This is a genomic window from Paramuribaculum intestinale (assembly GCF_030759015.1).
Taxonomy (GTDB): domain Bacteria; phylum Bacteroidota; class Bacteroidia; order Bacteroidales; family Muribaculaceae; genus Paramuribaculum; species Paramuribaculum intestinale.
Map to the genome: position 1 here is coordinate 1,716,252 of NZ_CP098825.1, position 22,581 is coordinate 1,738,832.

13 protein-coding genes are annotated in these 22,581 nt (G+C 56.3%); 10 read left to right on the forward strand and 3 right to left on the reverse strand.

Annotation, left to right across the window (positions count from 1 at the left end; all coding sequences use genetic code 11):
• Positions 1-162 precede the first annotated feature (162 nt).
• Entirely contained in the window at positions 163-1,458 is a 1,296-nt protein-coding gene (locus NF347_RS07690; RefSeq protein ID WP_107681745.1) for a DcaP family trimeric outer membrane transporter, read from the forward strand.
• 102 nt (positions 1,459-1,560) lie between these two features.
• Here NF347_RS07690 and cls read toward each other — a convergent pair whose 3' ends face one another.
• Entirely contained in the window at positions 1,561-3,018 is a 1,458-nt protein-coding gene (gene cls, locus NF347_RS07695) for a cardiolipin synthase (RefSeq protein WP_107036045.1), read from the reverse strand.
• Positions 3,019-3,496: 478 nt separating this feature from the next.
• Here cls and NF347_RS07700 point away from each other — a divergent pair, with 478 nt between their 5' ends.
• Positions 3,497-8,710: a hypothetical protein gene (locus NF347_RS07700; protein WP_306254114.1), complete on the forward strand. Its 5,214-nt coding sequence runs from the start codon at positions 3,497-3,499 to the stop codon at positions 8,708-8,710.
• A gap of 108 nt (positions 8,711-8,818) precedes the next feature.
• On the opposite strand, the gene NF347_RS07705 is transcribed toward NF347_RS07700, so the two are convergent.
• Entirely contained in the window at positions 8,819-9,703 is an 885-nt protein-coding gene (locus NF347_RS07705) for an NAD(+)/NADH kinase (protein WP_107036047.1), read from the reverse strand.
• 68 nt (positions 9,704-9,771) lie between these two features.
• The gene (locus NF347_RS07710; protein ID WP_133165441.1) at positions 9,772-10,152 is read right to left on the reverse strand and encodes a hypothetical protein; all 381 of its coding nucleotides are present in this window, start codon (positions 10,150-10,152) and stop codon (positions 9,772-9,774) included.
• A gap of 143 nt (positions 10,153-10,295) precedes the next feature.
• Between NF347_RS07710 and NF347_RS07715 the strand changes: the two genes are divergently transcribed.
• The 8 genes from NF347_RS07715 to NF347_RS07750 all read left to right on the forward strand — a co-directional run bounded on the left by NF347_RS07715 (position 10,296) and on the right by NF347_RS07750 (position 21,967).
• Entirely contained in the window at positions 10,296-11,027 is a 732-nt protein-coding gene (locus tag NF347_RS07715) for a pyridoxine 5'-phosphate synthase (RefSeq protein WP_107036084.1), read from the forward strand.
• Positions 11,028-11,064: 37 nt separating this feature from the next.
• Positions 11,065-11,808 carry a MotA/TolQ/ExbB proton channel family protein gene (locus tag NF347_RS07720; protein WP_107036049.1) on the forward strand — a complete coding sequence of 248 codons (744 nt, stop codon included), beginning with the start codon at positions 11,065-11,067 and terminating at the stop codon, positions 11,806-11,808.
• A gap of 13 nt (positions 11,809-11,821) precedes the next feature.
• Complete coding sequence (locus tag NF347_RS07725; protein ID WP_107036050.1) at positions 11,822-12,259, forward strand: ExbD/TolR family protein; 438 nt, start codon at positions 11,822-11,824, stop codon at positions 12,257-12,259.
• Positions 12,256-13,050 (forward strand): hypothetical protein, encoded by a 795-nt coding sequence (locus NF347_RS07730; RefSeq protein ID WP_107036051.1) that lies wholly within the window; start codon positions 12,256-12,258, stop codon positions 13,048-13,050. Before NF347_RS07725 ends, NF347_RS07730 begins: the two co-directional genes overlap by 4 nt.
• 32 nt (positions 13,051-13,082) lie before the next feature.
• Entirely contained in the window at positions 13,083-14,087 is a 1,005-nt protein-coding gene (locus NF347_RS07735) for a glycoside hydrolase family 130 protein (protein ID WP_202613080.1), read from the forward strand.
• A gap of 27 nt (positions 14,088-14,114) precedes the next feature.
• On the forward strand, positions 14,115-14,684 hold the full coding sequence (locus tag NF347_RS07740; RefSeq protein ID WP_107036053.1) for an NUDIX hydrolase: 570 nt from the start codon (positions 14,115-14,117) through the stop codon (positions 14,682-14,684).
• Positions 14,681-17,152, forward strand: coding sequence for a replication restart helicase PriA (gene priA, locus NF347_RS07745; RefSeq protein ID WP_107036054.1), 2,472 nt, complete (start codon positions 14,681-14,683; stop codon positions 17,150-17,152). The genes NF347_RS07740 and priA overlap by 4 nt, the downstream gene beginning before the upstream one ends.
• Positions 17,153-17,305: 153 nt before the next feature.
• Positions 17,306-21,967, forward strand: a complete 4,662-nt coding sequence (locus NF347_RS07750) for a translocation/assembly module TamB domain-containing protein (RefSeq protein ID WP_107036055.1) — start codon at positions 17,306-17,308, stop codon at positions 21,965-21,967.
• Positions 21,968-22,581: the final 614 nt, after the last annotated feature.

Genomic DNA, 22,581 nt, shown 5'->3' on the forward strand with positions numbered 1-22,581 from the left:
CACGCCACTCATCAAGGCGCTGCACCGACCACCATACCGGCGCAGCGCCTTTTTCATATCCCCCCCGATTAACACGCCCGCGCCAAAACCATCCCCCAGCCAGCCGCGTTATAAGTCCATAACCATATATTACATACTTTCACAAACACACACTGATTCCCTATGGAACACCCGCGCACCCTCCTGCTCGCCGCCGCCACACTCACGGCCGCAATCCTCTCCCCACGTGCCGCCGCACAAGAACCCGCCGACACATTTCTCATACCCGAACGAGCCATCGTAGCCACCGGCGACGCCGACAACGGCCGACACCTCGTCGGAATACTCTACAACCCCGTCGAAGCCCACTTCACCGACCCCACGCCGCCACGCTTCCTCTTTCTCGACCGCGAAGGCAAAGTCGCATTCGGCATCGGCGGCTACATCAAAGGTTCCGCACGCTACGACTTCGACGGAGCTGTCGACGACGGCCCAAGCTTCTACACCCACGACATAGCCGTACCCAACCGCAGCGACCAGAACCAGGCACTCGGAGCCACATTCAACCACTCCGTAGTCTTCATGCAGCTCGTCGGCACCACAAGCCGCTTCGGCAACTACGAAGTCTACGTCATGACACGCTTCTCACAAGGCTCCGGCGACACCTACGGCGTACAGGTCAAGAAAGTCTACCTCCGGCTGGGCAACCTGATGGCCGGCTACAACCTCTCCCCGTGGATGGATCCGGGAGCAGCCGTCCCCGTAGTCGACGACCAGGGACCCTCCGGCTCAGCCTTCGCCTACAGCGCACAGGTGCGCTACACCCCAAAATTCGGACGCCACTGGGGAGCGTCATTCGCCCTTGAGATACCCCAGGCCGCAATGACCCTCACCGACCACACCCGCAAGATAGCCCAGCGCGTGCCCGACATATCGTCACACATACAATACAGCTGGCAAGGCGGACACAGCCACGTCCGACTGACAGCCATGCTCCGCAACCTCGTCTACCGCGACGAAGTCCGCAGCGACAACCGCTTCGTCACCGGCTACGGATTCATGCTCAGCGGAGCCATCGGCATAGCCCCACAGCTCTCGCTGCTATGTCAGGCAAGCTACGGCCGAGGAATGGCCAACTACATCAACGACCTAAACGGCTACGGCTACGACCTCATACCCACATCCACCCCCGGACGTCTCACCGCCCCCCGTTCACTCGCATTCGAAGCCGGCGCACGCCTCGACGTCAGCCCATCGTTCTTCCTGACCGGATGCTACAGCCAGGCACGCGTCTACGACCAGCAGGCCATGGGTCCGCAGGCCTACCGCTACGCACAATACGCCACCGTCAGCGGATTCTACGACATCATACCCGACCTACGCCTCGGCCTGCAGTATATTTACGGCAACCGCGCCGACATGTCGGGCATCCACGGCCATGCCAACCGCGTCACCGCCATGATACAATACAGCTTCTGATCCCCCTTCCCTCTATCCTCTCCTCCCTCCTCACTCTCTCCTCACTCTCTCCTCACTCTCTCCTTCCGGTCACTCCGACTATTACGATTGGTCCGCCCCCCCTTACAGCACCGGGCTCATAAGCCTCACTATCGACTCCAGAGCCTTGTGCATCACCGGCCTACGGCGCCACTCCGCGCCCCTCACCCGCTCGCTGCATGCCTGGTCATCCTCAAACCTCCGCCGCAGCCTACTGTTGACCGACGGCGAATATATCATCATATTCGCCTCGAAATTATGCTCGAAACTGCGGAAATCTATATTGGCCGAACCAACCGAACTGAAATCGTCGTCCACCACCACCACCTTGCTGTGGAGCATCCCACCGTCGTAGAAATAGATCTTCACCCCCGCCAGAATACACTCCTGCACATAGCTCCGCGAAGCATACGTCAATATCGCCGAATCACTACGCCGCGGCATCATCACCCTCACGTCGACCCTCGACAGAGCCGCAGCCTGCAACCCCTTCAGCAGACTCTCCGTAGGCAGAAAATAAGGCGTCTGCACCCACACCCGCTTCTTCGCATTGCCTATGGCCTTCAGCAGCATGTACGATATATTGCTCCACTCGCTCGTAGGGCCGCACGTCAGCAGATTCATCCCCGCATCGCCCGGAGTCGAGGCCACACCGCCGGCTGCTTCAGCGCCGGCCACCCCCTCCTCTATCAGCTCCCGGCCCATGAAACGCCAGTCAACCGCAAAGCTGTATTGCAGCGCACCCACCGCCGGCCCCGTTATGCGCAGATGCGTGTCGCGCCACCCCGCAAAACCCTTGCCCCCGTCGGTATATCGGTCAGCGATGTTCATGCCGCCTATATAGCCCGTCGACCCGTCGATCACCACCAGCTTGCGGTGATTGCGCCAGTTGATGCGGGTGGCAAACGGCGGAAAAGCCACCCTGAAAAACGGATACACTTCAATGCCTGCCTCACGCATGCTCCTGAAAAAAGAGTTCTTCGTGGCTATCGACCCTATATGGTCATATATAACCCTCACCTTCACCCCCGCACGCGCGCGCTCAATCAGCGCCTCAGCTATCCGCTGCCCCGTAGAGTCGTCTGAAAAAATATAATACTGCAGATTGATATACTCCCGTGCCCCGGCTATATCACGCTCCAGAGCCTCAAACTTCTCGCGGCCGTCGAATATCTCCACATCGTTGCCCCCATAATAGACACTTCCCGTCAGCGACTGCGCCAGCTGTATCTGCTGCCGCGTTTCGGCCGACATATCCCTGAAATCCGGCTCACCAGCCTCCGGCATGGTCAGCTCACGCAACCGCCGGCGGTTGCGCCGCGATATCATGCGCGTGTTCTTGATGCTGCGGCCGAAAAACACATAGAGCACTATCCCCCCGATCGGAAACATCAGCAGCACGGTCACCCACGCGAGCGACTTCACCGGATTGCGGTTTTCCGACACAATGATACCCACTATGCTCAGTATCGTACCGGCATAGGCCACCGCCAAAGTCCAGTGGACCCACGGCGTGCGAATCATCTCCTCTATTGTCGACATCAGTAGCTATAATGTAAGTTTTAGAGTATGTTTGATTTTAACACGAAGAAATATATATGGACTTCTTTCTATCCCTTCAAAGGTCTTTTCGGGCAATTTCCGCCAGGTTTCATCGGTCACGATGCACGCATCGCTCCCTCCTCAACTGACGCTAATCTCTCAGAAAATCCTCTTTGAGTGAACAGCAGTGAAATTCAAACACTCTTTTAATCCGCGCTAAAATTAACAAATATTCCATCCATCCGCCTAATTAATGCTCATTTTTCTCCACTCTGTGCAAACTTCGGTCATTCAGTTACAATATAGTTACATTCATTAACATTCTATAGCCCGAATTATCCATATTGCATAACTTTGCCGACGTTACAGAGACAGACCGATCACGATCTGTTTCGACCGCTCTTGCCTACAATGCTTAATTTGCTTATACGCAAACATTTATTTCATATATACTAACTTAAAAAACAGGACAGAGATTATGAAACGATTTCTACTCACCCTTCTCGGGGTGGCCGCTCTCTGTGGCCTATCGCCACACCACGCCGCCGCCCAGACCGACCATTCGGCCAAAACATTTACCATCACCATCAATGCCAATGCATACAACAACGGCTATATTTGGGCTGGTAAAAGAGTGAAGGCCGCACAACCCAACATCAACGAGGCTGAAAACAAAAGCGATCTAACAATCGACGAAACCGACCCTGTCATCCAATTATCTGCCAGCCCATCTAATGCGTATGGTTTCGGACAGATACAATTCAAGCAAGCCAAAAATGAGGACATACTCACTCTGGATTTCGACTTCAGCAAATGTTCCAAAGACGGAAGCAGCCCTGTAAAAAACACTAATCAGTTATCAGCATCACAGATGAATTTCGGGCCAAAGACGTCAACCACCCCATCAGCCGCCATGAGGTTGAGTATGGGAGAAAACAAAACCATAAAAAAGGTGGTCATAACATTTGATCCAAACAAAGCAGGATTAGTGGGTATAGGGAAAAGTGCCAGTTTTGATGAATATGTCGCATCAGTACGATCACTCGGATCTTCAGATAAATCATCGACGTTCATCTGCACCCCTGATTTGGGATCCGCTTCCGGCAACTACAGATATATAACCGGAGTTACATATGAGGCTTCCGGATTATATGGTTCATCCGAGCCACTGTGCTTGCAAATGTTGAAATCTACAGACTTTGGAGTCTTAGTCATAAAAAAAATAGAGGTCACTTACTATGACAACTCCGACGGATGGGTGCCAAAATACGACAATTCTATCTCTTTCGGCAAACCGTATGGAGATAAAATCTATTATAGAGAATCGGCAACCAATGAATTCACCGGAGAATGGAACGAAGCAACAACATTGTTCGAATCAGGCAAAGGCTTTGTCCAGACTCGTATCGGAAAAGCCATCACCACATTCATTCCCCCGACTAAGCCGAAAACCAACCAAAAGACTGTCATAATTGATCCCGACAAATATATCATTGGAACCACGATCGGTGTAAAATTCCACACTACTATAGAAAACGCTGCCGATGACAACCTGTACTATGGCATATCATACTTCATAGACAACCATACAGGGAATAAAAATATGCAAAGCTCTGCAAGAATGGCACTGACAAGACCAACCGGAGCATCGGCAGCCGACGGCACCATGATCACCAGATACATCAATGCACAAGGTATCACTCCCGAAAACTCTTCGATAACTGTTTCCACCAGTCCAAACAACAATCCATGGAGTGTCTCATCGGCAACCACGAATCAAAAAAACGGTACAGAAGTTGTTGCCGGATTCGACATCGTGACATTGTCTTATACATCCAATAGCGAGTCGGCAAATCAGACTCCCATGACACCTATTGATGTAATCCCTTCGGGTGCAATCAAAAGCCCTGCTACCGGCATATACAATTTGCTCGTTGAGGAAATTGATGTCGAAGCAACCACAAACAGCGCCTGCATCTATCCCGATGCTAAAATCTATTATATCATCGGCAATCAAGCACTCGACAACGATTCGTTCGACAAATCGAAAGCAACCCTATTACCGGAAGGCGGCAAGATACATATTAATCACGACTGTGTACTGTCTATACGCACCTACGCACAGCACGAAAATACTGAACGTGCATCCAATGTCATCAACCGTCAGTTCAAAAGAGTTGAAACGTTAAATGTTACCAACACAAACCAACTTTTAGACAAAACATACAAGGGAAAAACCGTGCGGCTCGACTTCCCGCTTCAGATTCTGGCATCAGGATATCTCACTGCGTCACCAAAAGAACTGAACATTTATACCCGCGACACACTCGGTACCGCCGTACGTATTGTCACACGAATTTCAGAGAACATCACTTCAAGCACCGCAGCGACACGTCTCTTCCCGGGAAATGCTTTCAAGGGCATAAATGCTCAAACAATTGCAACCTGGCCCTTCTGTCCGGCAGGAGGAGTCGTCGGCACGCTACAGTTTGACGAACAAGACCGTCCGATCATTGTGCTTAAAGACGAAGACAACAACATCGACAATTTCGAATATTGCCACACCGGCGCAAGCATCTATCCCTCCGCAGCCATAAAACAGAATGCCAGTGTATTCGTCCGCGAAACCTTCGTAGGGAACAGACGCAATAAACTGTCGGCTGATGATTACGGGAAATATGTCTACGTCGTAGCCACTTACAATACAACCGACCAGACTTTCACCCTCGTCGGCACTACCGAGACAATACCAACACGCATATCCACTAATACAGGATTCCTGAACTGCAACCCCGGCAGTACCTACTCGCCGGCTGCAACAGCTTCCCTGACGGATAACGTGGAATACGCCTTGACCGGCATAGTGGAATACGACTCTGATAAACAGGAGTATTATATCATGCCACGCGCCATCAATCAGATGCCTGCCCGCCCGAAAGTCACGACAGAAAGCATCGCCAATTTCACACAGGTAATAGACTCGCAGGAAGAAGAGGATGGAACCGCCGGCAGCGCGACTATCAAACTTGTCACCAAGATGAAGTTGAATTTCACCAACGCGACTGCTTCTTCACAGTATTACTACTTCTCTTATTTTAATCTTATCACTAACACCTTCTCCACAGACGCTGTCACATATGCAGCCGGCAACAAGACTATCAATCTCACATCGGCAAATTTCGATGAAAACAAGCAGATTGTATTCACCGCTTGCGTACAGGGTTCCTCAAGCTCCAACGCACCGTTTTACGTCAGCGACCCGTACACTTTTACAGTGTCTGACGTAATAAGCAAAGCTCCTGTCTTTAATTCAATCGCCGAGGTCAAGAAGGAACTCAGCGGCAAAACCGCCGACGAACTGAAGGACAAATACTACAAGGTAGCGTCTAAAATGGTGGTACTCGGATTTGATGACACCAATAAGTACATGTATCTGCGCGATGCCGAATCTGACGGATATATAGTCGCATATAGCAAAAAAGGATGGGACTATACAGACTATCGGTTTGTGCACGGCAGTTTTCATGACGGCACCACGTCAAGAAGTATTTATAAAAACCCAAGGATCGGCGATCAAATCACAGAGGTGACTTTCACGCCAAAAGATGAATCAGGCGTGGCTATAGCAGACGTATCGGGACTTGAAGGCAAATTCGTTCCAGGAAACATATACACTGTAGGTTATCAGTATGGCTACATCAAGGGACACTCTTACAGTGGTGTCGATAAAAACAACGACCCTGACAAAACGATCTGGGGAGATTTGGAATATGCCGAACCGATGTACAAGAACCACATGGAACGCCTCGGAGCGCCGATCAGGAAGGATCTCTGCTACGATGCCTCAAACGAGGCCGACGCGGCCAAGCTGACCTTCGATGACTCGAACATCGCCGACTATGTGGCCATCAACAATGTGAAGCTGACCGCCAACGAGGACACCGATCCGGTATTCTCCACCACAGGACTCGGCACCAACCTCGAGATCGACTGGTCGCTGCTGCCCGCCGCAGAGTCGACTGCCGCACTCGCCGTGGATAGCGACGAAGCCGAAGAGCCTGCCGTGAAGGATGTAAAGGCCGAGATCATAAAGGCCTACAACGACGCCAAGACCGAAGGCAAGAATATCTACTTCAATATCCAGGGCCACATCTTCAAGAACGCCACAGCCACAGGCTATGCGCTCAAGATCAAGGACTACTCCATCACCGAGGCCGCACCGCTGCCCACAGTCAAAGTGACAGCCGAAGGCAATGAGATCGTGGCCACTCCCGACGCCGACGACGCATCGAAGCTCGCAGCATCGTTCATCAAGACCGTGAGCGTAAGCAGCCCCGACGCTGAACTGGAGGATGCCGACTTCGAAATACTCATGAGCATCAACGGAGGCGAATACGAGGCCTACGACGCCGCAAAACTCGCCGGATTTGACACCCACAACACCACCGTGGCATTCAAGTGCCCGCTCCGTCCGGGATATCTCGCCGGCGACCGCATCACCACGCTGACCCTCAGCAAGGATGCTTCCGACGTCAACACGCTCGCCGAGATGGCTGGAGGCGACAACGCCAACAATCTCTACCACTTTCGCAAGCATCTGAAAGTGGTGGCTGCTGCCGAGGGAACGGTGATGGCCGCCGACAAAGAGGGTAATCTCGCCGTGGTGGCTGCCGCTCCGGCCGAGGCCGAAGAGGGCAAGTATCTCGCCGACATCGTGCTCGTCAGAAACAGCAAGAACACCGCTTCGATCCATGAGATCGACGCCGACGCCGAGCTGCTCGACGAGGACGAAAGCTTCGCTATCAGCACCCCCGCGCCCGCCACACTCTTTGGAGTCACCGTGGCCGAAGGCAACGCCACCGACGCCGAGGGCAACACATACGCCATCGATCCGACATTCGCCGCCATCCCCGAGGGTGACGCCGAGGCATGGAAGCTCACAGGCTACGTGCTCGCCGACGACAATGACAAGCCGGTGATCTACCTCACCGCATCGCAGGCCATCGACCGTGTGGCACTCCCCGTGATCAATCCCGCCGAGGCTGCGTTCCTCGACAAGACCACCGTCAGCATCACCTGTGCCACAGAGGGTGCAGCCATCGAGTATTCGCTCGACGGAGGCAAGACATGGAACCCCTACACCGGAGCCTTCGACGCCACGGCATCGGGCGAGATACTCGCACGCGCCACAGCCGACGACATGCTCCCCTCGCATGAGGCCAAAGCGTCGGTAGTGAGAGAATACCTCTCGGGCGACGTCACCATCACCGTCGACGAGCAGGAGGCACTGACCGTCATCACCATCACCGGACCCGCAGGAGCGGCAATCTACTACTCGCTCGACGGAACCGCCGAGAAGCTCTACAACGGACCGCTGACGCTCACCAACGACACGCAGGCCGTCATCAACGGACAGATCAAGGCCTACGCCCTCGAGAGCGGCAAGCGCCCAGGAGCGGAGTCTGTCAAGGACTACCAGATCAAGTTCAAGCCCGAAGTGACCGGCATTGACGGCGTGGGGGCCGATCAGGAGGCCGGAAGCGTGCGCGTGGAGGGCAACTCGATCATCGTGCCCGAGGGCGCGCAGACCTTCGACATCGCCGGACGCCGTGTGAATCCACAGGGACTCCCCCGCGGCATCTACATCGTGCGCCTCGCCTCGGGCAAGGCCGTCAAGGCGGTGGTGAAGTAAACCATCCTCACTGACCATACGGTCATATGCGCAGAGCGCCCACGGTCTCGGACCGTGGGCGCTCTTGCATATATCTGTGATATCTATCTGTGATATCCGGGCCGAGGCTTACTGATGAGCCACACCCCAGAGGAGTTTCTCGCGCAGAGAGTCGGTGAAGGTGGTGCCACGCAGACGCACCACATTGGTGTGGAACTTCGACCGGGCGATGCGCAGACGCGTTCCCTCGGGGAGCGTCCACACCATGCCGTCGATACTCAGGGTGAAGAATCCGGCACGCGAATGCGGCTCCACCTCCACCACTGCCGAATCGGCCACCACGATGGGGCGCATGTTGAGCGAATGGGGCGCCACGGGGGTGAGCACCCAGCTCGGCGCCGAGGGAGCCAGTATGGGGCCTCCGGCCGACAGGTTGTAGGCCGTGCTTCCGGTGGGGGTAGCCACAATAAGGCCGTCGCAGAGGTATCGGGCGAGCGGCTGCGAATCGACCGTAGTGTCGACGGCTATCATCGAGGCCGACGCCTGACGGAGTATCGCCACCTCGTTGAGCGCGCAAGGCCACTCCCCGTTCCCGGCCTCCGGCTCAGAGGAGCGGCTCACCGACAGCATGGTGCGCGCCTCCACCAGATAGTCGCCGCTCACGGCCGCCTCCACGATGGCTCCGGCATTGGCCAGCGGAGCCGCCGACAGATATCCGAGATGTCCGGTGTTGATGCCCATTATAGGTATCTGCTTGTCGCCCACGTGAAATGCCGTATGGAGAAAAGTTCCGTCGCCGCCGATGCTCAAGGCCAGGCCGGCGCTGAAATCGCAGGTAGGATCAAACAGTTCGGCGACAGGCATGGCGTCGCCGAGCACAGTGCGGAGATAATCGGCGTAGGCATGCTGTATGGCCAGCGTCACTCCCTCGGCACGGCCAAGCGCGCCGAACAGCCGGCGCAGTCCGTCGGCGTGCTCATCCTGATAGGAGTTGCCGAATATGGCTATTTTCATTGGGCTATATGGTATATGGATTGGTTGTGTATCTGATGGAAATCTATCGCGGGCGACGTCGGCGGCGCTCACACATTGAGCAGCGCCAGCAGTCCGTCGATACGCTCCGAAAGTCCGTCGGCCGCGGGAACTCCCCCTTCGTGGCGGAGATCCACCACCCTGTAGCCGTAGCGCTCAAGCGACCGGGCTGCGGCGGTGGCGTCGGCCAGGTCGATATGCAGATCTACGTGCAGAGTGCCGTCGTCGCAATCACCTCCGCGCCGGCCGACCGAAAGGGCGAGCAGCTGCGCGTCGACGTCCTCGCAGGCCCGTGCTATGCGCGAGGCGCTGTAGTCGTCGCGCCGGCACACCACCGACAGGTCACTGCCGGCCGACGTCGATGGATCATCGGGCTGCAACAGGCTGAAAAACGGATCTTTGCAAAGTATCGTATTATCTTTTGAGGCCAAACTTTTTATATTATGATTATTTCTGACTATTTTTGCGTTCGCATTTCGAAGTGCAAATTTACAGAAATTTCCCGACATTGCTCTGTAAATCCAACGCTTATGATGCGCAATATGTTTTTCTCAACGGAACAACGCCCATGGCAATGACTAACTTAAGTGTGAATATCAACAAAGTAGCGACGCTGCGCAACTCGCGCGGAGAGAACATGCCCGACGTGGTGCGCTTCGCCATCGAATGCGAGAAACTCGGCGTCAACGGCATCACCGTGCACCCGCGGCCCGACGAGCGCCACATACGCCGCAGCGACGTCATACAGCTTCGTCCGGCGGTGAAGACCGAATTCAATATCGAGGGATACCCTTCGGCCGAGTTCATCAAGCTCGTGCTGACAGTGAAGCCCGAGCAGGTGACGCTCGTGCCCGATGCTCCCGACGCCCTGACCTCGTCGGCCGGATGGGACGTAGGCGCCAATATGGAGATGCTCACCGAGACCGTCGAGAAATTCCGCGACGCAGGCATACGCACATCCATCTTCGTGGATCCCGATCCCGAGGCCATAAAACTCGCCGCCAAGACCGGAGCCGACCGCGTGGAGCTATACACCAAGCCCTATGCCGACGCCTACGCCTCCGACCGTGAAGCCGCCGTGGCTCCGTTTGTCGAAGCGAGCCGCGCCGCCCACGGATGCGGCCTGGGCGTCAACGCCGGCCATGACCTGAGTCTCGCCAACCTGGCGTTTTTCCACGAGAGAGTGCCCTATCTCAACGAAGTGTCGATAGGACACGCGCTGATATCCGACGCTCTCTATCTCGGACTTCCGGCCACGATAGCCGCCTATCGCGAATGCCTGCGTCCTGCAGCTCCGGCCGAATGACAACAGACTTCAAAGCAACCCACATCCCGACTGACCAATGAGCATACTTACATCCATTCAGGCCACCGCAGCGGCAATAGCCGACACCACTGCCACCACAGCCATAGCAATGACCGACACCACAGCCCTGCCACAGGGCGCCGAAGCCGCCGCACCCGCCGCCGACCTCTCGGTGTGGCAGCTCTGCATCGAGGGCGGACTGGTGATGATACCTCTCGCGCTTCTGGCGCTGGTGGCCATCTACGTGTTCTTCGAGCGCGCCATAGCCATACGCCGCGCCGCACATGAGGACAAATCGTTCATGCAACGCATCAAGGACTATATAATCGACGGCGAGCTTGAGTCGGCACGACGTCTGTGCGCTCAGACCGACACTCCCTACGCCCGCCTAATCGACAAAGGCATCAGCCGCATCGGACGCCCGATGAACGACGTGCTCGTGGCGATCGAAAACACCGGCAACATCGAAGTGGCCCGCCTCGGCAAGGGACTCCCCTGGCTCGCCACCACCGCGGCCGGCGCGCCGATGATAGGCTTTCTTGGCACGGTAATGGGCATGGTCGAAGCGTTCTACAACCTCGCCAGCGCAGGATCGTCGGCCAACATCGACGTGCTCGCCGGAGGCATCTACGAGGCTCTCGTCACCACCGTGGCCGGTCTGGTGGTGGGTATCATAGCCCTCTTTGCCTACAACTATCTCGTGGCACGCATCAATGGCATCATGAACGTCCTGGAAGCGAAGACCATGGAGTTCATGGACCTTCTCAACGAACCCTCCTGACCACAATCCGACCATGGCACTAAAGCGTCAATACGACATGACGTCGCTATTCTCGATGGCCTCGATGACCGACGTCATATTTCTGCTGCTTATCTTCTTCATGGTGACGTCGACATTCGTGTTTCCCACCGCCCTTGAGATAACTCTGCCGCAAAGTTCGGAGCAGACGCCGCTCAAACCCTCGACAAGGGTGTATATCGACGCCGATCAGGTGATCTACGCATCGTTTGACGGCAGCGAACCGCAGGCTGTGGCCGAGGATCAGCTTCTGGCTTTCCTGCAGCTCGTGATGAAAGAGCAGCCCGACCTGCAGTATATCGCCGTCTACGCCGATGCGGCCGTGCCCTACGGCCGTGTTATCGACGTGCTGACACTCGGCGCGCAAAACAACCTGAAGATGGTGCTCGCCACCAAGCCCGCGCCCTCCTCAGCCAAGCCCTCACGCCCATGAACCGCGATGACCGCCGGCGACGCATCGAAGCGCTGACAGCCACCCTGATCACAGTGGGGCTGATACTTCTCGCCCTGCTCACGGCACGCCTGCGCTACAACGGCGACGAGCCTCGGGTGTGGCCTCCGGTCGACTCCGCCGAGTTGCTGCTTGCCGGTGAATATGTGATGGCCGGCGACATACCGCAGCCAGAGCTCAACGATCCCCGACCCGCGCCGGAGGCCGCCGAACAGCCAGCTCCCGAAGCCGACGATCTGACCGACACCGGCACTCCCGCGCCTGAAACGGCACCGGTGGTGAGCAGCGAGCAGGAGTCGCCGATGAAGACCAAAAGAAAACCGAAGCCTGAGAAGACCGGACCGACACAGGCCGAGCTTGAGGAGCAGGAGAGAGAGCGCAAGCAGAAAGAAGCCGCCGACCGCATCAATTCGCGGGTGAGCTTCGGAGGCACAAAGCCGGGATCGACGCAGGCCAAAGGGAGCACCGGCTCGCCCGACGGCAACGCATCGTCAGGAGCATTGAGCGGCACTCCTGGGACAAACCTCAAGGGACGCACGCTCTCTTCATGGGAAAAACCGGCCGGCACACAGACCGGCACCATCACCATCACCGTGCGCGTCAACCGCCAGGGCCATGTCATTGCGGCATCGTATGCCACCGGCACCGGTCCCGTCGCATCCCAGCCCGCAGCCCGGCGAAGCTGTGAACAAGCGGCCATGCGCTCGCGTTTTTCAGTTGATCTTGATGCCGCCGTCGAACAGACCGGCACCATCACCTACAGATTTGAATAAATTTAATACGAACATACACAAAATCAAACATTATGGCACTCGAAATCAAAGGACAAGCCATCCCCAATATTCCATGGCAGGACCGCCCGCAGGGATGCGACCACGTCATGTGGCGCTACTCGGCCAACCCCGTGATACCCCGCGACCTTCTGCCGACATCCAACAGCATCTTCAACTCGGCCGTGGTGCCCTATGGACGCGACGGATGGGAATTTGCCGGAGTGTTCAGAGTCGACGACACCAACCGTCGTATGCGCATTCATCCGGGATTCTCCCACGACGGCATCAACTGGCATATCGACGAATCCGACGTGGTGCTGACCGGCGCCGATCCCGAAATAGCCGCCTGGGAATATGGCTACGATCCGCGCGTGGCGCATATCGACGACCGCTACTGGGTGACCTGGTGCAACGGTTATCACGGCCCTACTATCGGAGTGGCCTGGACCGAAGATTTCCGCACCTTCCACCAGCTTGAAAACGCATTTCTGCCCTACAACCGCAACGGTGTGCTGTTCCCCCGCAAGATAAATGGCCGTTATGCCATGCTCTCGCGTCCGAGCGATACCGGCCACACCGCCTTCGGCGACATTTTCTACTCCGAATCGCCCGACATGGAATTCTGGGGACACCACCGCCACGTGATGGCTCCCGCGCGCTTCGAAGAGAGCGCATGGCAGTGCATGAAGATCGGCGCCGGCCCCGTGCCCATCGAGACATCCGAAGGCTGGCTGCTGCTCTATCACGGCGTGCTCCGCTCGTGCAACGGCTATGTCTACGCCTTCGGATCGGCTCTGCTCGACCTCGACCGTCCGTGGGAGGTGATAGCCCGCAGCGCCCCCTATCTGATCTCTCCGCGCGAGATCTATGAGCTGACAGGCGATGTGCCCAACGTGACATTCCCCTGCGCCGCCCTCGTCGACGCTCCCACCGGCCGCATGGCCGTGTACTATGGCTGCGCCGACACAGTGACCGGCATGGCATTCGCCAAAGTCGACGAACTCGTCGACTGGATCCGCCGCAACTCCATCGTCTGAACAGTTCTCTCCGCTAAACCCTCACCGATGGACAATCTCAAGACTGACGACAGCAAGTGCTGGAAGACCCTCTCGTCGGAATATCTGTTCCGGCGTCCGTGGCTCACAGCCCGGCGCGACACCGTGGAACTTCCCGACGGCCGTGTCAACGACGAATTCTACGTGCTCGAATACCCTTCGTGGATCAACGTCATCGCTGTTACGGCCGACGGCCGATACGTGATGGTAGAGCAATATCGCCACGGTCTGGGACAGGTGGGGATAGAACTGTGTGCCGGTGTGGTAGAGGAGGGAGAGGCCCCGCTCGACGCGGCGCGGCGCGAGCTTGAGGAGGAAACCGGATACACCGGCGGAGAGTGGGAACTCGGATGCATAATCTCCGGCAACCCGAGCGTCACGAATAATCTGACCTACTGCTATATAGCCCGCGGAGTAGAGCACACATCACAGCAACATCTCGATGCCAACGAGGATATCGACGTGCGCCTGCTGACACGCGACGAACTGCTGACCCTGCTCTCAACCGACAGGATGAAACAGGCTCTCATGGCGGCTCCGCTCTGGCGCTATTTCGCTCTCGGACTCGACCGCCGATGACCTACGCACAAGTCATACTGCCGCTCCCGCTACAGGGTGGATTCACTTACGAGGTGCCCCCCGAAGCGGAGCGGCAGCTGCGTATCGGGGCGAGGGTCATCGTGCCTTTCGGCCGACGCAAGTTCTACACCGGCATAGTCGATTCCGTCAGCGACCGCAAGCCTGAAGGATATGAACTGAAAGCCATCGCGGCGGTGCTCGATTCGGGCTCCCCGATCATAAAGCGACCGCAGATCCAGCTGTGGAACTGGATTGCCGACTACTACCTGGCAACAGTAGGCGAAGTGATGAAGGCCGCTCTGCCGGCCGGTCTCAAAGTGGAGAGCGAAACATACGTAGAGCCGGTGCCTGACTTCGAAGAAGATCCTAAGGCCAGGCTGTCGGAACGTGAAGTGATAGTGCTTCAGACGCTCGACCATGCGGCCAAACGGCTGACCGTAGCCGATATCGAGAAGCTGACCGGATTCACCGGCGTGAATGCCCTGATAGGCCGCATGATCGACAAGAAGGCTGTAGCCGTCAGCGAGAAACTGGTAGAACGCTACGCGCCACGGCGCGAAACATACGTGCGTATGGCATTTGGCCACGGCGATACCGAAGCGCTCCACCGCGCCTTCGATGCCGTAGCGTCGGCACGCCGACAGGAAGCCGCACTTCTCGCACTGACCGACATGTCGGGAATCATGCGCGGCGAACCCAGCGAAGTAGCGGTAAAGGCTCTATGCGAACGAGCCGACATCAATCTGCCGATCCTTAAGGCCCTACAGCAGAAAGGCATTGTGGAGATATACCGGAAGGAGATCGGACGATTCAGATACAACGGACTCGTGACCGCATCGCTACCGACTCTCAGCGATCCCCAGCGGGAAGCCCTGAACGCTATTCATGCCTCATGGCGCGACAAAAACGTCACTCTGCTGCGCGGCGTCACGTCGAGCGGCAAGACGGAGCTTTACATCCATCTGATCGACTTCGTGCTCCGACAGCGCCGTCAGGTGTTGTACCTCGTTCCGGAGATAGCGCTGACCACACAGCTCACCGAGCGGCTGCAACGCGTCTTCGGCGACAAGGTGGTGATATATCACTCGAAATTCACCGACAACGAGCGCGTAGACATCTGGAAACGCCTGCTCTGTTCCGACGAACCGTGCGTGGTGATCGGCGCCCGCTCTTCGGTGCTGCTGCCTTTCGGTCCGCTCGGTCTTGTGATCGTCGACGAAGAACACGAAACAAGCTATAAACAGCAGGATCCGGCACCGCGCTACAACGCCCGCGACACTGCGATGGTACTTGCCAGAATGCACGGCGCCAAGACTCTTCTGGGAAGCGCCACCCCGTCGGTCGAAACATATTACAAGGCCACAACCGGACGCTTCGGGCTTGTTGAACTTACAGAACGCTACGGCGCGGCGGTTCTCCCGGAAGTGAACGTCGTCGACATGAAACGCGCCCGGCTTCGCGGCGAGGTCAAAGGGCCGTTGTCGGCCGACGCCTCGCGTACAGTGGCCGATGCCACAGCCAACGGCGGACAGGCCATAGTGTTTATAAACCGCCGCGGCTTCGCGCCCGTGGCCGAATGCAGCAGCTGCGGCTACTCGCCGAAATGCGAGCACTGCGATGTCACCCTCACCTATCACAAGCGTATCGACCGGCTTGTGTGTCATTACTGCGGATCGCAATATCCCCTGCCGACAGTGTGTCCGGCCTGCAAGGAACCGGCCATCGAAGTGCTCGGATTCGGCACCGAACGTGTGGAGGACGAAGTCGGAGCAGCCTTCGGAGGAGCCACGACCCTGCGTATGGATCTCGACACCACTCGCAGCAAGGACAGCTACCAGCAGATCATCAACGATTTCTCGGGGAGGAAAGCTGACATACTGATCGGCACGCAGATGGTCACAAAGGGACTCGATTTCGCAGGCGTATCTGCAGTAGTGATACTCAGCGCCGACGCCCTGCTCAACGTCCCCGACTTCCGCGCCTCCGAGAGAGCCTTCAACATGATGGAACAGGTGGCCGGACGAGCCGGACGCCGCGGCACCCCGGGCCATGTCATCATACAGTCGTATCAGCCGGCTCACCCGGTATTGCCCTACGTGGCTTCCCATGACTATCTCGGATTCTACAGCTACGAGATCGAGGAGCGCCGCAAATTTCTGTATCCTCCATTCACCCGCATCATCTACATCTACATCAAGCACCGCGACCCACGTGAAGTCGACTCCATAGCGGTGGCATATACCCACGCCCTTCGGCAGCTGTTCGGCAACCGTGTGTACGGTCCCGAAGAGCCACACGTCGGACGCATCCAGCAGCTCTATATCCGCAAGATAATGCTCAAGATCGAGACAGAGGCATCCATGACCAAAGTGCGCACAATACTGCGCGATCTCTACGAACGGATGCACAGCGTGCCGGGCAGTCCGATCCGTTCGGCTCAGATCTACTACGATGTCGATCCGATGTGATCAGATCATATCCCGGCGGTTTTATGCTTTTTTGGCCAAAACAGAGGCTCAAAACGACAAATCTCCATTCGGCAAGAAGCTTAATTTTTGTAACTTTGCAGCCGCTCCCGAGATGCACTTCCCGACGAGAGCAGCACTTCGTTCCGACAGGCATTGAAATGGATCTATAAAATACTGAGAGCCATCGTGATGGTGGCTATTATACTGGCTGTGACCGTGCCGGTAGGACTTTTCATCGCACTTTCGATCCCACGGGTGCAGAACACAATCCGCACCACTGCCGAACATGAGCTCACATCTCTGCTCGGCATGAACGTTGGCATAGGCAACGTCAACATAGCTCCATTCAGCCGCATAACACTGAAACGCGTATCAATTACCGACGCCGAAGGCGACACAGCCATCTGTGCCGATCATATCGGCGCCGGACTCAATCTTACGAGCTTGATTTTCAAGCGCCGCATGGAGGTGAACTATGCCGAAATCATCGGACTTGAGGCAAGACTTCAGCGCGACTCTGCCGGAGCGCCGCTCAACATACAGCCCATGATCGACGCACTTTCGCCACGCGACACCACCCACAAGCCTCGACCTTACGATCTGCGCATCAATACGGTAGTAATCAGAAGGACAGCCTTACGCTATGACGTGAGCACCGCCGCACCCGCGGATTCGGGACGCTTTGATCCCAACCATATCGCCTTGTCGGACATCAGGGCCGACCTGCGGCTGCCACGCATATCGAACGACAAATATCAGGCCGTGATAAGGCGCATGGCATTCAGCGAACGTTCGGGATTCGCACTCGAAAGCCTTGACGCGGAGGTCTGCGCCGACACCTCATCATTGTCAGTCGCCGGACTGAGCATAGCCACTCCCCTGTCGATGCTGTCTATTGCCGACTTCACATTCGACTATACCGGTCTGAAGACACATCCTGCCTCCGTTCCCATAGACCTGAAAATACTTCCCGAGAGCCACCTGTCGCTGCCTACACTCAACCCGTTTGTTCCCTCGCTTGCCGACAGAGATGTCACATTCAACATATCCGGACGCATACACGGCACTATGTCGCATGTCGACGTGAGTGATCTTGATTTCACATCGGACGACGGACACCTGTGGCTACGGACTGACGCATCAATCGCCATGCATCCTGACCTCAGATTGAAATCAGCAGATCTAAAGCGCCTCAGCATCGGCCTTGACGGCTCTGACGCCACTGATGTTATCGAGCGGCTGACCGGACGTCAGCTCAGCCATGATGCAGACACTCTGCTTCACAACGCCGGCAATGTAAACATTCTCGGAGAGGCAGTCCTGACCCCCGACAACGGCCGGCTGACCGCCTCCGTGACCCTCGCCCCGGGAGCACTGGAACTTGGAGCGGACTATCGGCGCGTGAAAGAGGGGTATCTTCTCAACGCATCCATCGAAAGCGCAGACTTCGATGGAGCCATGCTGACCAAAGGAGCATCTCCGCGGATCGCGGCCATCGGCAACGCCGGCTTTTCCGTCACCTCCGAGGCACTGATAGGCGGCAAAAGGATGACCGGCCGCACAAAGGCCAGCATCAGCGAACTGGTCTACAACGGGCAGACGATAACCGATGTGACAGCTGAGGCCGCCTTTGACGGCACCGACCTCGAAATCACCGCATCATCGGACAATCCCGCGCTCGACTTCGAGATAGAAGCACTCACCACATTCCCCTTCTCACGGCTCACCGCACAAGCCGATCTGCGCCGTGTCGATCTATCGACAATCCCGAATCTGAAACTGCCCGTAAGCCATATAGCATCGCTTACCGCCGACGTGGATCTCGAAGGAACCGGGATCGACGACATCACCGGTCATATCGACATAAGCCGTCTGTCGTTCGGCGGATCCACCGCGCGCGACATAGACATAGCCAACATACGCCTTGAAGCCGAACGAGATTCGACCGAACGCACCATACGCCTTGTCTCTGACATGGCCGACGCGACACTCCACGGACATTTCACTGTAGGATCGGCCACCCACATACTTCGCGAAAGCGCCGCCGCGCTGCTGCCGGCACTGTTTCAGAGCCCGACACCCATGGCCGACACCATGTATGCGGCCAACGACTCTCTGACTCTGGACATAAAACTGAAGACCACCGACCCCATCGGTCAGCCGGCTTCCCTGCCGATAGCCGTAATCTATCCGGTGGAGATCCACGGCACTCTCAACCGTCACGACATGGCGCTTGACGTAAACGCACCGTATCTGCAACAGAAAAACCGATTGCTCGAAAACACTTCGCTCCACATCGACATCAGCGCCGACAGCTGCTCGTCGCCGCGCGGCACACTCGCCATCGCCACCGCCTTTCCGACAAAGAAAGGCACAGCCACGATCAGCCTCGACGCCCATGCAATTACCAACTCTATCGACTCGCGCATAGGATGGCGCATAGACCGCGAAGCCGATTTCAGCGGCGAAGTAAGTTTCAACACTCTACTGGGGCATCCTGACGACGAGCATACATCATCGGCCAAAGTGTCGCGGCAGCCGCTTACAGCCGATATAAACATCAACCCCGGCCACATCACCATCAACGACACCATATGGAATATCGGCATAGCTAAAATCGGTATCGCCCCCCGCAGCTACACCGTCGAAGGCATAAGCCTTTCGCGCCCCGGACAAAGCCTGCGCATCGACGGCAAAGTCAGCGACGACCCCGCCGACAGCCTTACGATAGATCTGCGCAACGCCAATCTTGACTACGTATTTGAAACGCTCGACATACCCACCGCCATGTTCGGAGGCATAGCCACCGGTACATTCCACGCATCGTCGCTGCTCTCGGCCGAGCCGAGACTCTATACCGACGGCCTCTACGTGGATCGTCTGAGCTACAACCATTCGCTAATGGGCAACACCACCATACGGTCGCACTGGCTTGCCGACGCACGCGCCGTGGCAATCAACGCCGTAGTCGATCAGCCCAACGGCCGGCACTCCACCATCGACGGGCGAATAATGCCGCTTGCTGACTCCCTCGACTTCCATTTCGACGCCGACCGCATAGAGGTAGGCTTCATGCTCCCCTTCATGGAAGCCTTCACATCGTCGGTGAGCGGCTATGCATCGGGCAAGGCGCGTCTGTGGGGAAGCTTCAAGTATATCGATATGGTCGGCGACATACTGGCGGAAGATTTCAGAATGAAGGTTGACTTCACCAACACATTCTACAATGTAAAATCCGACACGGTCCGACTCACTCCCGGCCACATCGATCTGCATGACATAACCCTGCACGACGACCGCGGACACACCGCCCTGCTCAACGGCTACCTCGACCACGAATTCTTCAAACGGCCAAAATTCCAGTTCCGCATCACACAGGCCCGCGACATGCTCGTCTATGATGTACACGAAACACAGGAACAACGATGGTTCGGGCGCATATTCGGCAACGGCTCTGCCACCGTCAGCGGACAACCGGGAGTGGTGGATATCGGCGTAAACATGTCGACGGCTCCGGGATCGAGTTTCACTTTCGTACTCTCCGACGCAGAGCAGGCCTACGACTACCGGTTTATCACCTTCCGCGACCGCGACCGGCATCGCAAGGACTCAATCGAACGCCTGACAAGTCCGCCACAGATTGTCAAAGAGCTTAAAGAGCGGATAGCACGCTCCAACGACGACGGCCCGGGCAGCATCTACAAAATGAACATAGCCGTGGATGTCAATCCGTCGGCACAGGTCACACTGGTTATGGATCCGGTCGGCGGCGACCGCATACGTGCTTTTGGCAACGGCAACCTGCGCATGACCTACGACTCGGCCAACGAAGACCTGCGGATGTTCGGCACATACACCCTGACACGCGGCAACTACAACTTCACCCTTCAGGATATCATAATCAAGGACTTCACCATCCGCGACGGATCTTCGATAACATTCCACGGCGATCCTTATGCCGCACAGCTCGACATACAGGCCATCTACTCGCTCAACGCCAACCTGTCGGATCTCGACGAATCGTTTCTTCAGGACAAGGAGCTCAACCGCACCAACGTGCCCGTACACGCGCTTCTCAACGTGGCGGGAGATATGCGCAGCCCCGACATATCATTTGATCTTGAATTCCCGACACTGACCTCCGACACCTACCGCAAGGTCCGATCTATTGTCAGCACCGAAGACATGATGAACCGTCAGATAATCTATCTGCTGGCTCTCAACCGCTTCTATACGCCCGACTACATGAACGCCACCAAGGGCAATGAGTTTGTCTCGGTAGCTTCGTCGACCATATCGTCGCAGCTCAGTTCGATACTCGGACAGCTCAGCGACAACTGGAGCATAGCTCCCAACATACGCTCCGACCGTGGCGACTTCTCCGACGTGGAGGTGGATCTCGCGCTGTCGAGCAATCTGCTCAACAACCGCCTGCTTCTCAACGGCAATTTCGGCTACCGCGACAAAGCCATGAATTCCAATACATTCATAGGCGACTTCGACATAGAGTATCTGCTCAACCGCACCGGCACTCTCCGCCTCAGAGCCTATAACCGCTACAACGACCGGAACTACTATCTGCGGTCGGCGCTGACCACCCAGGGCGTAGGCGTGGTGTTCAAGCGCGACTTCGACAACATGTTTAATTTCCTGCGTCCCAAACGCCACAAACAGACACCGGATCACGCTGGAAAGCACTTATCTGATTCCATCAAAAGTATTTCAGCCGACTCCGTCCCTGTCGACACCCTCACCTCTCACCCCTCAATCACCATCGATCTTCCGGGCGATACCATCACCTTCAGCCCCCGCTGAATCACAATCATCCCTCGGCATGTACGTACCTTATGGCCTTGGAGAAGACAATATGTCATAAGTAACTCGCAAAAATCAACTGTGGCAGCTATGTCAGTGCAAAGACAGTAATTCTCATCAAACAGATCCGGATAAAAATCAAGCGGTGCTTCAACGCTTTACGCAGCATTGAAGCACCGCTTCTTTAAGAGCCACATCAAAGGATGCGATGAAACTCCGGATGACAGGATTTGAGAGCTCGCCGGCCTTTGTAATCCGCCTGGGCATAAAAGCCTCCCCCGGAGGGGATGGGGCCCGCCATCGGACGGCTAAGCTTGTCTCGGCATTTCATTTGTAATTGATGAGTTTCCCAATCTACTTTGATGTGGTATGCCATTAAATGTAATAGTCCGTTGCAGGAACTGTGAAACTCTCTCGCTTCATCTTTATAACGCAAAGTTATATCATCCTGTTCGCATTTCCAAATATTCCATCATGTTTTTTTTCTGATGTTTTTTTGATTGCTCTTGACATTGCCTCACCATGACTTTTGGAGTGCGTTCCTACGAACTTTTGTGCAACCCTGTCCGTTATACTACCCCGAACAATTACATATCAAAACTATACTGTGACTA

Excerpts from the sequence above, each read along its gene's own strand:
- NF347_RS07725 (WP_107036050.1), top strand. The coding sequence starts at position 11,822 with ATGGCACTAAAGCGTCAATACGACATGACGTCGCTATTCTCGATGGCC.
- NF347_RS07700 (WP_306254114.1), top strand. The coding sequence starts at position 3,497 with ATGAAACGATTTCTACTCACCCTTCTCGGGGTGGCCGCTCTCTGTGGC.
- NF347_RS07720 (WP_107036049.1), top strand. The coding sequence starts at position 11,065 with ATGAGCATACTTACATCCATTCAGGCCACCGCAGCGGCAATAGCCGAC.
- NF347_RS07735 (WP_202613080.1), top strand. The coding sequence starts at position 13,083 with ATGGCACTCGAAATCAAAGGACAAGCCATCCCCAATATTCCATGGCAG.
- NF347_RS07740 (WP_107036053.1), top strand. The coding sequence starts at position 14,115 with ATGGACAATCTCAAGACTGACGACAGCAAGTGCTGGAAGACCCTCTCG.
- priA (WP_107036054.1), top strand. The coding sequence starts at position 14,681 with ATGACCTACGCACAAGTCATACTGCCGCTCCCGCTACAGGGTGGATTC.
- NF347_RS07715 (WP_107036084.1), top strand. The coding sequence starts at position 10,296 with ATGACTAACTTAAGTGTGAATATCAACAAAGTAGCGACGCTGCGCAAC.
- NF347_RS07705 (WP_107036047.1), bottom strand. The coding sequence starts at position 9,703 with ATGAAAATAGCCATATTCGGCAACTCCTATCAGGATGAGCACGCCGAC.
- NF347_RS07690 (WP_107681745.1), top strand. The coding sequence starts at position 163 with ATGGAACACCCGCGCACCCTCCTGCTCGCCGCCGCCACACTCACGGCC.
- cls (WP_107036045.1), bottom strand. The coding sequence starts at position 3,018 with ATGTCGACAATAGAGGAGATGATTCGCACGCCGTGGGTCCACTGGACT.
- NF347_RS07730 (WP_107036051.1), top strand. The coding sequence starts at position 12,256 with ATGAACCGCGATGACCGCCGGCGACGCATCGAAGCGCTGACAGCCACC.